We start from the raw sequence: 13,157 nt of genomic DNA on the forward strand, positions 1-13,157 counted from the left end.
TTTAACGTCTATAAAAAACTGAAAATATGCTATTAATAATATAGCAGTCAAATAAAGTTTTTAAACTAATAATAAAGAATATAAAAAGATCATGAAAGTTAATGAATCTAATAAAGTTAAGATTTTACCAATTACAGAATTGGAAAAAACGGCTTTAAAGAATAAAATTTTTAATTCTATTGATAATCTTAGCTATGGAAAAAGAAATAGAAGAAATAAAGGTTTAGTAATGAGTCTTGCTTTTTCTTTAGTTTTTTTGATAGGTATTGTTTTGTGTTATCAAAATGAACCTAATAGCTCAATTACAGATTTTGTAAATACATCAAAATTGGTAGATTTTAATAAAACTGATGAAGTTGTATTGGTTTTAGGAAATGGAGAAAATTTAAAAATAGAAAAAAAGGATAGTAATATAAATTATTCTAAATCAGGAAAAAAATTAACAATAGGAGAAGATACCGAAATAGAACAAGAAACCTCTAAAAATAGTAAAGTAGCATACAATACACTTATTATACCTTATGGTAAACGATCTAAAATAAATCTTTCAGACGGAACGATTGTTTGGTTAAATTCTGGTTCTAAATTAATATATCCGGTAGTTTTTAATGGAGATAGAAGAAAGTTGTATTTAGAAGGAGAGGCTATTTTTGATGTTGCTCATGATAAAAAACATCCTTTTATTGTAATGTCTAAAGAGCAGGAGGTTAAAGTTTTAGGAACTGTTTTTGGAGTAACAAGTTATCCGGAAGAAGGAGAAATTAATACGGTTTTAAAAAGCGGAAGTGTGCAAATTAGTTATCATAATGATCCAAAATTAAATCATTATTCAGATAAAATTAAAATTACACCTGGTACAAAAGCAACGTATAATAAAGAAACTAAGGGTATTGTATCAGAAAAAGTAAACGTAAATAATTATTTCTCATGGAGAGATGGCGTTTTAATCTTTAAAAACAATGATTTGAGTTATGTTATGAATAGAGTTTCTAGATACTATAATTTAAAAGTAGATATTAAAAATAAAAATTTAGCTAAAGAAAAGTTTTCTGGATATTTAGATTTAAACGAAAGCATAGATAAAGTGGTTAAAAATATTAGTGCAAGTACAAATATGAAATATACCTTAGAAGAAGGTAAAATAATAATTAATTAAACAAAAAAAAATATGAAGTAAACTACTATTATTTGAATTAGTAAAAGGCCAGAAGATGCGCCAACATCTTCTGGCTTATTTTAATCACATTGCTGTAGAGAACAGCAAAATTTAATAATCAAAACAAAAATATGAAAAAAAACTCACGCAAAGGAATTTTAATACTTATGAGATTATTTCTATTATTAATTAGTTTGGGAATCACAGCAGGTAATATGAATCCGCTGATGGGACAAACGAAAATAAATATTGATGTAAAAGGAATATCAATAGAAGAATTTTTTGAAGAAATTCAAGGGTCAAGTGATTACATGTTCTTTTATAAGGATGATGTTTTAAACACAAATAAAAAAGTATCAATAAAACTTAATGAAGCGAATATTATTAAGATTTTAGATAAAGCTTTTTCAAAAACCAATTTAAGTTATAGGGTTGATGGAAAGCAAGTTATTGTCAAAAAAACAAAACAAAAACCAACTATTTCTTTAGCTAATAATCAAGTAAAACAAGAAAGGGTGGTTAATGGTTTAGTTGTAGAATCTGAAGGTTTTGCTTTGCCTGGTGTAAGTGTTCATGTAAAAGGAACCTCTACAGGAACTGAAACAGATTTTGATGGTAAATATTCTATTAAAGTACCAGCTGGTGCTGTTTTAGAGTTTTCTTATATAGGTATGATAAAACAAACTGTAACAGTTGGAGATAAAACGGTTATAGATGTTCAAATGGAAGAAAGTACTGCTTCTTTAGAAGAAGTGGTTATTGTTGGTTATGGTTCTTTAAAAAAAGAAGAATTAACGGGTTCTGTTGCAGTAATGAAAGGAACAGAATTAGAACAGGCGCCAACATCTTCTTTTGAGCAATCTCTAAGAGGTGGAGTAGCAGGTATACAAGCAAGTGCTCTTGATGGAGCACCAGGATCAAATACAGAAATTAGAATTAGAGGTATTGGATCTATTAATGCATCTAGTGAGCCTTTATATGTTATAGATGGTATTCCTATTCAAGCAGGTAGCCAGTCTACAAATGATAATGATGGAGCCAGTTCTAATGTAATGGCGTCTATCAATCCAAACGATATTGAGAGTATTAGTATCTTAAAAGATGCTGCTTCTACAGCAATTTATGGATCTAGAGGTGCAAATGGTGTTATTTTAATTACTACAAAACAAGGAAAAACAGGTAAAGCAACTATAGAATTAAAAACATTAACAGGGTTTAATTCTCAAGCATCAAAAAATATTTTAAAACCTTTAAATGCAGCTCAGTATAAAGAATTATATATTGAAGGTTATGTAAATTTAGGACTTACAGAGGCAGAAGCTCAAACACAATTAGATAATTATTATACACAACAAATCGATCCTTCAACAGGTGAAGCTACAGATACAAACTGGTTAGACGCTATAACAAGAACTGGAGTTACACAAAGTTATGATTTAAGTATAAGAGGAGCTACCGATAAAGTTAAATACTTTATGTCTGGTGGTTTTATGGAGCAAGGAAGTTATATTATAGGATATGATTTTTCTAGATTTAGTGGTAGAACTAATTTAGAATATAAAGCAAGTAAATATTTAACAATATCGAATAACATATCAATTGCAAATATTACATCTACAACTGCACCAGATGCAGGTTCTTGGAACAACCCCTTTAAGAGTACTTTAGAGCTATCTCCGTTAATTCCTATTTATGACGAGGAAGGTTTATACAATGCAGATCATTTAGCATATTTTCCAATAGGAAGTAATCCTGTAGGAAGTTTGAGTGGAGACGATTTATGGGAAACAAAAACAAGTAGAATTATTGATAATTTAGTACTTACAGTCACTCCTATAAAGAATTTAATATTTAGATCTCAATGGAATTTTGATATTTTAAGCGTTAACGAATCTACTTATTATAACAGACGTTATGGAACCGGATATGATACAAATGGTTATGCTTATGAAGCAAATACTACCAACAAAACATGGGTAGGTACACAAACGTTAGATTATAGTTTAACATTAAATGATAGTCATAATTTTAACTTTTTAGCAGGTTATGAAGCGCAACAAACCATACGTGAATCATTTTCTGCTTCAGGTTCAGATTTTCCTAACGATGTAGTTAAAACACTAAGTACTGCAGCAGCAGAATATGCGGTTTCTGGTACAAAAACAGAGTATACTTTTAACTCTATGTTTTTAAGAGGTAACTATAATTTTGATCATAAATATTATCTTTCAGGTAGTGTAAGGCGTGATGGATCTTCAAGATTTGGTGCAGATAATAGATACGGAACATTTTATTCTGTAGGTGCAAGTTGGAATATGTTTAAAGAAAAATTTATTAATAATATTTCTTTTATCGATGTTCTTAAATTAAGAACATCTTATGGTTTAACAGGTAATGCAGCTATTGGTAATTTTGCTTCCTTAGGATTATATGGTTATGGTGATGATTATGACGGCTCTCCCGGAGGTACTCCTCAACAACTTGCAAATCCAGAACTTACATGGGAAACTCAAGAGAATTTTAATATTGGGTTAGATTTTGGTCTTTTTGGTAAAATTAGTGGTACTGTAGAGTATTTTGATAGACAATCTTCAGATCTTATTTTAGATGTTCCTATTTCTCCAACAACAGGGTTTACAGAATTAACACAAAACTTTGGATCTATGTCTAATAAAGGTTTAGAAATTACTTTAAATGCAGACATTATTAATAATAAAGATTTTAGATGGAGTGTTGGTTTTAATACAACTTTTATTAAAAATGAAATTACAGATTTAGATGAAGATTATACAAGCGGAGCTTTTAGAAGACAAGTAGGACAAGATTTTCAGTCTTTTTATATGTATGGTTGGGCAGGTGTAGATCAAACAAACGGAGATGTACAATATTTTACAGATGCTAGTGAAACTACCATAACAAATGATATTGGAGATGCAGAGCGTTATTTATCAGGTAAGTCTGCAACACCAGATTTTTACGGTGGTTTTAATACTTCTTTTTCTTACAAAGGCTTTAGCTTAAATGCTGGTTTTATGTATTCTTCTGGTAATTATTTGTTTGATAGTAGAGCAAAAGGATCTTTAGGAGATGGTAGATTAACACCAAGAAGTACTGCTACATATGTTTACGAAAATAGGTGGGTAGAAGGTAAAACAGATGCTTTATTCCCTAAGTTTCAATGGGGAGGACAATCTGGTAGTAATCAAGGTAATGTTACAAGATGGTTGTACGATGGTAGTTTTATCCGTTTAAAAGATTTAACACTAGCATATGATGTTCCTGAAAAAGTAGCTTCATTATTACACCTTAGTTCTGCAAGAATATACGCAAGAGGTACAAACTTATTAACGTTTACTAAAGATAAAGATTTATACATAGATCCAGAACAATCTATAAGCGGGAGCTATAATGGATTAACGCCAGCGATGAAAACTATTTCTGTAGGACTAGATATTAAACTGTAATTTAAAAAGAAACTCATGAAAAAATATAATAAAATATTACTATTGATTATGGTAGGGTTCTTCTTATCATGTTCAGAATCATTTTTAGAACTTACACCTCAATCTTCAGTTGCAAACGAAGATGCTATTACAAATTTAGAGGATTTAGAAACTTCTATTACAGGTGTGTATGACGAAATTCAAGGAGCATATTATTACGGTAGATACATGTTTATGGTTCCAGATGTTTTGTCTGACGATGTAAAGCAAAATTTATCAGCAAATAGAATTGTAGACTATGCAGAACACGTTCAAAACGTATCTGATGGTCAGGCAAATGCCTTATGGACTGGAATGTATTTTGCAAATAATGCCTTAAATAATATTATTAATTCTGATGTAGAAGTTACAGCATCATCTCAAGCTAGTAAAGAACATATTTTAGGAGAAGCACACGCTTTAAGAGGTTTAATCTATTTTGATTTGGTAAAGTTGTTTGCGCAACATTATACATTTACATCAGATGCAAGTCATGCGGGAGTACCTTTAATCCTAGAGTTTGACCCAACATTAGAACCATCAAGAAATACTGTAGAAGAGGTTTATAATCAGGTGATTTTAGATATGACAACGGCTTTATCTTTAATGAGTGATACTTCTAGAAGCTCAAATTCTAGTACATTATCAGCGATATCAGTCAAAGCTTTATTGTCTAGAGTTTATTTGTATAAAGAAGATTGGGCAAATGCAGAAGCAATGGCTACCGATGTAATTAATACAGGTTATAGTTTGGTTGATAATGACAATTACGCAACATTATGGGATAACGATAATACTTCTGAATCGATTTTTGAAATTTCTATGACAGAATCAGACAACGTAGGAGGTAACGGTATTGCTGGTTTATACATTTCTGCAGCAGCAGGTGGTTACGGAGATTATTTACCATCTAACGACGTTGTTTCTTTATATGACGCAGACGATGTAAGAATGGAGAATTTTGTAATAGATGAAAATTTAGCAGGAGATTATGCGCCTTATAGAGTAGACAAATACTCACATGTTTTGGGGTATGATAATGTAAAAGTTGTACGTCTTGCAGAAATTTATTTAATAAGAGCAGAAGCAAGAGCACAAATAGGTACAGATATTACTGGAGCTCAAGAAGATTTAGATGTAATTCGTAAGAGAGCGCTACCTACAGCAATAAGTACAACGAGTACAGGAGATGATTTAATAGACGCTATTTTTCTAGAAAGAAGATTAGAACTTTGTTTTGAAGGACAAAGATTATGGGATTTAATGCGAAGAAAAAAAGATATTGTAAGAACAAATTGTACATCTAGTGCTTGTTTTATTTCTTATGCAGATGATACCAATATATTGCCAATACCACAGGATGAAACAGATGTAAATCCTAATATAGAGCAAAACCCAGGATACTAATTATATGATTGTCCCCCAAAATATTAAAGACACATATTGGTAAAAGTAAAAGTTGTTTTCAATGTGTGTCTTTAACTTATGACAGTCAAGAATTCTATATACTTAGCGTTTTGGGTGTCTTTCTGTTCATGTAAATTCAATTATAAAAAATAAAATATTTTGGAAAAAAATCGTAGAAATTTAATAAAACTATTATCAATTGGTACAATTTTTCCTACTCAGATAGCAAGTACTTTTGCATCAATATTAGAATCTGTTGATATTAATCCGAATCAAAAAATATCTAATAATTTGATAAAAAACCTTCAAGACACTAAAATTGAAGAGTTGTATAAAAAAGCAATGGTTATTGATGGACTTATTATTCCGAAAGGTTGGAATAAAGATTCTTTTGATGCTTTAGCAAAAACGGGATACTCTGGTTTTGGTACCTCTTTACTTTCTGGAAATTTAAAATCAGCTTTAAAAAATATAACAGAATGGGATAATCGTATTAAAAATAATTCGGATGTATTAATAAAAGCAACAAGTGCAGCAGATTTTATCAGAGCTAAAAAAGAAAATAAAACAGCTGTTTTATACGGATTTCAAAATGCCACAATGATGGAGAAATCTATAAAAAACCTCGATACTTTATATGATGCTGGTACACGCTGGATTCAATTAACCTATAATCAAAGAAATTTGTTAGGTGATGGAAGTACAGAGCGTACAGATTGTGGTTTATCAGATTTTGGAATTGAAGCCATAGAACGTATGAACGAACTTGGTATTATGATTGATTTATCGCATTGCGGAAAAGAGACAACCAACGACGGAATTAAATTTAGTAAAACCGGAGCATGTTTTAATCACACGATGTGTGAGTCTTTGTATAAAAATCATCCAAGATCTAAAACCGATGCGCAAATAAAAGCCATGGCAGATAAAGGTGGTATTATGGGAGTAATTTGTTTGGGGTATATGATTGGACCAGAATTAGGTACAAAAACAACCTTAGAAACTTATGTAGATCATATAGATCATGTTGTTAAAATTGCAGGAATAGATCATGTTGGTGTTGCTGCAGATTTTGCAATACAAGGTTTACAAGCAACAGGAGCAACAAAAGAAAACTGGTATGTACCAAGGTTAACAAAATTTAAACCTTCGTATAAAGTACAATGGCCACCTTGGATCCCGGAATTAGATAAGCCAGATCGTTATTTACAAGTAGCTAAAATTTTAGATAAAAGAGGTTACAGTACAGGAGATATCGAAAAAATATTAGGACTTAATTGGTTAAGGTACTTTAAAGACACTTTAAAATCGTAATTAACAAATATTGTGTCTATATAAATAGAGATAGTTGCTTATTTATAGTAATAGATTCTAATTAATTATAACTAAAATTATGAAATATATTTTATTTGCAGCGTTTTCTAGTTGCGTACTTTCTATCCATGCTCAGAAATCAAATTTCTTAAATAATAGTAGAACCATTTTAGGAATTGATAAAGAACGAACAGCTTCTATGGGAATTGGTGATATTGATAGTGATGGCGATTTAGATGTTGTTATTGCTAATGGTAGGCATTGGCCAGGACAGAATAAAATCTTTATAAATAATGGTCGCGGAATTTTTACAGTTTCTAAAAACTTAGGTACAGAACAAGAAACGAGTTATTCTACAGAGCTTGCAGATTTTGATGGAGATGGAGATTTAGATATTGCTGTTGGTAACGATATGGCTCCTAATTTTATTTTTATAAATGATGGAAAGGGAAATTTTATCAAAGGAGCATCTTTTGGAGGTAAATACAGACCTACTAGAAATATTGTTGTTGCAGATTTAGATAACGATGGCGATAAAGATATATTGATTACTAATAGAGGTAGAGAAAACGAAATTTGTTTAAATAACGGAAAAGGTGTTTTTACAGAAGTTATTGGTTTCGGAAACAAAAAAGATTCTACCATAGATGTTGAGGTTGCTGATATGAATGGTGATGGATATTTAGATTTGATTTTAGCAAATAGAGATGATCAACCAAATTACGTCTACCTAAACGATGGTAATTTAAAGTTTAGTAAAAAAATAGCTTACGGTACAGGTAATGATGTTACAAGATCTGTAGCTGTTTTAGATATTGATAAAGATGGTTACAAAGATATTATTACTGTAAATATTGGTGAGCCTAACGTTATTTATTTTGGAAGTAAAGCAGGGATTTATAATCGTAAAATTGTTTTTGACGCAAGTTCAGATAAATCATATTCTTTATCTATTGGCGATTTAAATGGTGATGGAGAAACAGATATTATTATAGGAAATACAGGGTCACCAAATAATGTTTTTATCAATTCTAATAACGGCACAAGTTGGACTAAAATTCAGTTAAATGACGAGAAATTTAGTACATATGATATTCTAACGTTTGATTTAAATGGTGATAAAAAACTAGATATTATAGAAAGTAATTCAGGCGAATTAAATCAATTTTACTTTAATAAATTCACTCCAAAATTTCCTTGATTTTAATCAAGATTGATATTTATAACTCTTAAAAAATATAAAATGATATATAAAAATAAATCAAAGCATAAAATGAAACAGGCAGGTTACTTATTAAAATTAGGTGTGCTGCTTTTAGTTACAGGATGTTCTACAAGTACTCCATCAAAATGGGAAAACATAAACGAAAAAGGCGCTTTCTTGGTATATAGAAGACAATCTTTAATTGGTAAAGAAACCTATTCTATTACATCAACGAAAGATTCAATTATTGTAAAATCACTTCAAGGAGAAAACGAAAGAGGTAGAATTACAGGAGTAGAAGCAGAGTTACATTTAGATATAAATTTAAATCCTTCTTCTTACAGAAATAGACGTATTACAAAAAATGATACAATTGTTAATTTAGAAGTTAAAAAAACTGCTGATGGAATTTCTGTTTGGGAAAAAAATAGAGATTTTGTAAAAAAGGAAAATAGAGATTTTTTTCCAGTTCATAGTAATATTCCTGCAGGTGTAGAAATGATGTTATATCAATATTATTTTAAACAAGGCGGTACAGGAAGTATTCCTACTTTACCAAGAGGAGAAATTACCATGAATTTTATTCAAAAAGATACCGTACAAATTAAAGGTGAAAAAGTACCTTTAAAAAGATATGTTGTAGAAGGTATTAATTGGGGAGGAAGAACTATTTGGGTAGATGAAGTAAATAATTTAGTGGCACTTGTTAAGGCAAATACACAAATTAGAGAATATATTAAAGAAGGTTACGAAGAAGCAAAACCATTTTTTGTACAAGGAAATGTAGAAGAAGAAATGGCTGCATTATCAAAATTCACTAAAGATTTAAAAGGTACTCAAGCAAAAGTAAAAGCATTTGTTGGTGGAAATATTGTAGATGGACTTAGCAACACTGCTAAAGAGGATATGACTTTAATTATTACAGACGGAACGATTTCTAAAATAGGAAAACGTTCTGAAGTGGAAATTCCTGAAGGAGCAGAAGTTATTGATGTAAAAGGAAAAATATTAATTCCTGGTTTGTGGGATATGCATGCGCATTCTAATCAAGTAGATTGGGCACCAGCATATTTAGCAGGTGGTGTTACGACAATTCGTGATAACGGAAATGAGCTAGAATTTGCAACATCATTTAGAGATGCCATTGCAAAAGAAGGCGCAATTGGACCAGATATTTTATTAGCAGGTATGACAGATGGAGCCGGAATACAAGGTAACGGAGTTGTAAGAGCAAGAACTGTTGAAGAAGCAAAAAAAGTAGCAGATTTATATTTTTCTAACGGATACAAACAAATAAAAATTTACTCTTCAGTAAGTTCAGAATTAACAAAAGTATTGGCAGAAGAAGGACATAAAAGAGGTATGTCTATTACAGGTCATGTGCCAAAAGAAATTGGTAACGCACGTGGTGCTATTGATGCAGGAATGGATATGTTAAGTCATAGGTCTAGAATTTTAACGGTATTATTTCCTGGTAAAACAGTTAAGGAATTAGGTAGTTATTATATTAATGAAAATGATATTTCGCAGAAACAAATAGACGAAGCTATTGCTTATCTATTAAAGCATAAAACAGTTTTAGATCCAACAATTGCTCTAGATGTAGCAAGAGCAATGACTAAAGGATCTGTTTTAGAAGCCATAGAACCATTTTCTGATAGGATAGCGTATGAATTATTTGAAGGGAAAAGATTTAGAACAGGTTTATCTGCAAAAAGAGCAGAAACTGCAAAAGCAGATTATATAAAAGCAATGGGAATTCTTGGTCAATTTTATAAGGCAGGAGTGCCAATTGTTGCAGGGACAGATAATATTGTACCCGTTTTTGGTTTGTATTTAGAGTTAGAAACATATCAGAAATACGGAGGAATGACACCGTTAGAAGCTATAAAAACAGCTACAATTGTACCGGCAACAGCAATGGGGTTAGGGGATAAAACAGGAACTTTAGAAATAGGAAAAGAAGGTGATATTGCTATTTTAGACAAAAACCCTTTGTTAGATATTTCTAACATAAGAACTGTTTCTGCAGTAGTTACTAATGGAAATTATTATAAAAGTAATCCGTTATGGAAAGCAGCCGATTTTAAACCGGCAGAATAATTTTAGGATTTAAAATTTTATAAAATAAAAAAGAAATTAAATATTAAAATTATGAGTAAAATTATAAAGTTACTTTTTGTTACTCTTTTAATGATTGGTTGTGCTAAGCAAGAGCTAAAAGAAATGCCAGATAAAGATTACAATCCAGAGGCAAAATTAAAAGAATTGAATATTGTGTTGCCAAGTCCGCCACAACCTGTTGCAAATTATGTAAACGGAGTTAGAACTGGGAATCTTATTTTCTTGGCAGGAAAAGGTCCAAAACATGTAGACGGAACAGAAGTTACAGGGAAATTAGGACAAGATATTACAATTGACCAAGGTTATGCTGCAGCAAGATTAACAGCAATAAATCAACTAGCAGTTTTAAAACATATGTTGGGTGATTTAAATAAGGTAAAACGAATTGTAAAGGTTTTAGGTTTGGTAAATTCAGATCCTAATTTTGTAGAACAACCAAAAGTAATTAATGGTTTTTCTGATTTAATGGTAGATGTTTTTGGAGAAAAAGGAAAACATGCAAGAGCTGCCGTTGGTATGGCATCATTACCACGTGCACAAGCGGTAGAAATTGAGTTGATTGTAGAAGTTTATGATTAATTATAAAAAACAACATATGAAAATAAGTTACAGAAAATTAAAACAAAAATCAATAGTAAAGTTACTTTTCTTATTGATATTTATCTTAAGTTTTACTCAAAATAGTAAAGCCCAAGAATTAAAATTAAAATATTTTGGAGGAGCAGGTTGGGAAATGATAGAGGGCGATTTAAATATTTTAGTCGATCCATATATTTCTAGATTAAAGTTAGGTGATAGCCCATCGAATAGTAAAGATGATACTCGTAAAAATTATTATCCAACAGATATTTATGTATCAGATACGGCAACTATCAACAAAGTACTTACAAATAAAGTAGATTATATTTTAGTACATCATTCACATTTAGATCATTTGGCAGACGTTCCTTACATCGCAAAAAAAACAGGAGCAACAGTAATTGCAACAGAAACAAGTTGTATGATTTTAAAAGCAGCTGGTGTTCCAGAAAAACAATTACTTAGAGTAAAAGGAGGAGAAGACTATCAGTTTTATGAGTTTTCTGTAAGGGTAATTCCGTCTATTCATTCGGCTTTAGGTGATAAGCATTATTACGATTCTAGAATACATAAAGAGGAATTAGCCTTGCCGTTAAAATTAGAAGATTTTATAGAAGGAAAATCGTTAATGTTTTTAATTCGTTTTAAAAATCATAAAGTATTAACAGCGGGTTCTATGAACTTTTTAGAAAGAGAAGTGGCAGGTTTAAAACCAGATATTATTTTACCAGGAGTTAATTTTTCTAGGTTAGAAATTTATAATTATACAGAGCGTTTAATGCAGTTAACAAACTTTCCTAAAATAGTAATTCCAACACATTGGGATAATTTTAGAGTGCCTTATGGATTTTCTCAAGAAGATGCTTTAGAAAAAAAAATCAATCCATTTCTAGAAGAAGTAAAATTCGCATCACCAAAATCTAAAGTGATTGTTCCTGTACATTTAGAAACAATAATTATAAAATAAAGAGAATATTAAAGATAGCTTTTCCATCATTCGTTTTTTAATATTAAGTGATAGAAAAGTTATTTATTCTAAACATTAAATTGAAATAGCTCTTTTCCTTCTGATAAAAAAACTACTTTTACAGCCATTTTAATTTCACTCATGAAACCATTCAAATTTAAAGAATTTACCATTCAGCAAGATAAAACGGCTATGAAAGTTGGTACAGATGGTGTTTTATTAGGTGCATGGTGTTCTGTAGCTGATTATCCGGATACTATTTTAGATATTGGGGCAGGAACAGGTGTAATAGCGTTGATGATTGCACAACGTTCAGACGCTATGACCATTGATGCGGTTGAGGTAGATGAAAATGCCTACGAGCAAACCGTATCTAATTTTGAAGAATCCGATTGGGGAGATCGTTTGTATTGTTACAACGCTACTTTTGCGGAATTTGCAGATGAAATTGCAGAAGAGGAGGAAACCTATGATTTAATTGTTACTAATCCGCCCTTTTATACGGATGATTTTGAAACTGAAGATGCTGCTAGAAATAAAGCGCGTTTTACGTCTTCTCTTTCTTTTGAAGAATTGATTATTGGAGTGGCTAAAATATTATCTGAAAATGGGAAATTTTGTGTGGTGATTCCTTTTAAGGAGGAAGAAAATTTCATCAATCTTGCAAGGGGAAATCAATTGTTTTTGAATAGAATTTGTAGGGTTAAAGGAAATGAAACTTCTGAAGTTAAAAGGTGTTTATTAGAGTTTTCTTTTAATGAGTCTGAGTTACAAGAAGAAAACTTGGTTATAGAAATTGTACGTCATCAATATACCGAAGATTATATTAATTTAACGAAGGACTTTTATTTGAAGATGTAGTGTTTTAACCGCTGCTAAGGTCGCAAAAGTTGGGCGTTTTTACTCTGTGAACCTCTGTGCAAC

Annotated in this window: 9 protein-coding genes; all 9 read left to right on the plus strand. The window is 30.7% G+C overall.

Annotated features, from left to right (window positions below; translation table 11 throughout):
- Positions 1-91 precede the first annotated feature (91 nt).
- The 9 genes from H0I27_RS03715 to H0I27_RS03755 all read left to right on the plus strand — a co-directional run bounded on the left by H0I27_RS03715 (position 92) and on the right by H0I27_RS03755 (position 13,094).
- Positions 92-1,156, plus strand: coding sequence for a FecR family protein (locus H0I27_RS03715; RefSeq protein WP_218732560.1), 1,065 nt, complete (start codon positions 92-94; stop codon positions 1,154-1,156).
- Between the two features lie 167 nt (positions 1,157-1,323).
- Positions 1,324-4,620 carry a TonB-dependent receptor gene (locus H0I27_RS03720; protein WP_218732561.1) on the plus strand — a complete coding sequence of 1,099 codons (3,297 nt, stop codon included), beginning with the start codon at positions 1,324-1,326 and terminating at the stop codon, positions 4,618-4,620.
- A gap of 15 nt (positions 4,621-4,635) precedes the next feature.
- Positions 4,636-6,045 carry a RagB/SusD family nutrient uptake outer membrane protein gene (locus tag H0I27_RS03725; protein WP_218732562.1) on the plus strand — a complete coding sequence of 470 codons (1,410 nt, stop codon included), beginning with the start codon at positions 4,636-4,638 and terminating at the stop codon, positions 6,043-6,045.
- A gap of 159 nt (positions 6,046-6,204) precedes the next feature.
- The gene (locus H0I27_RS03730) at positions 6,205-7,359 is read left to right on the plus strand and encodes a dipeptidase (protein WP_218732563.1); all 1,155 of its coding nucleotides are present in this window, start codon (positions 6,205-6,207) and stop codon (positions 7,357-7,359) included.
- Positions 7,360-7,438: 79 nt separating this feature from the next.
- Positions 7,439-8,560, plus strand: a complete 1,122-nt coding sequence (locus H0I27_RS03735) for a VCBS repeat-containing protein (protein ID WP_218732564.1) — start codon at positions 7,439-7,441, stop codon at positions 8,558-8,560.
- A gap of 42 nt (positions 8,561-8,602) precedes the next feature.
- Positions 8,603-10,666, plus strand: a complete 2,064-nt coding sequence (locus H0I27_RS03740) for an amidohydrolase family protein (protein WP_218732565.1) — start codon at positions 8,603-8,605, stop codon at positions 10,664-10,666.
- 51 nt (positions 10,667-10,717) lie between these two features.
- Positions 10,718-11,266 (plus strand): RidA family protein, encoded by a 549-nt coding sequence (locus H0I27_RS03745; protein WP_218732566.1) that lies wholly within the window; start codon positions 10,718-10,720, stop codon positions 11,264-11,266.
- A gap of 16 nt (positions 11,267-11,282) precedes the next feature.
- Positions 11,283-12,233 carry an MBL fold metallo-hydrolase gene (locus H0I27_RS03750; protein WP_218732567.1) on the plus strand — a complete coding sequence of 317 codons (951 nt, stop codon included), beginning with the start codon at positions 11,283-11,285 and terminating at the stop codon, positions 12,231-12,233.
- Positions 12,234-12,374: 141 nt separating this feature from the next.
- The gene (locus tag H0I27_RS03755) at positions 12,375-13,094 is read left to right on the plus strand and encodes a tRNA1(Val) (adenine(37)-N6)-methyltransferase (RefSeq protein ID WP_218732568.1); all 720 of its coding nucleotides are present in this window, start codon (positions 12,375-12,377) and stop codon (positions 13,092-13,094) included.
- Positions 13,095-13,157 lie beyond the last annotated feature (63 nt).

Origin of the sequence: Polaribacter sp. HaHaR_3_91 (genome assembly GCF_019278525.1) — a bacterium.
GTDB lineage: Bacteria > Bacteroidota > Bacteroidia > Flavobacteriales > Flavobacteriaceae > Polaribacter.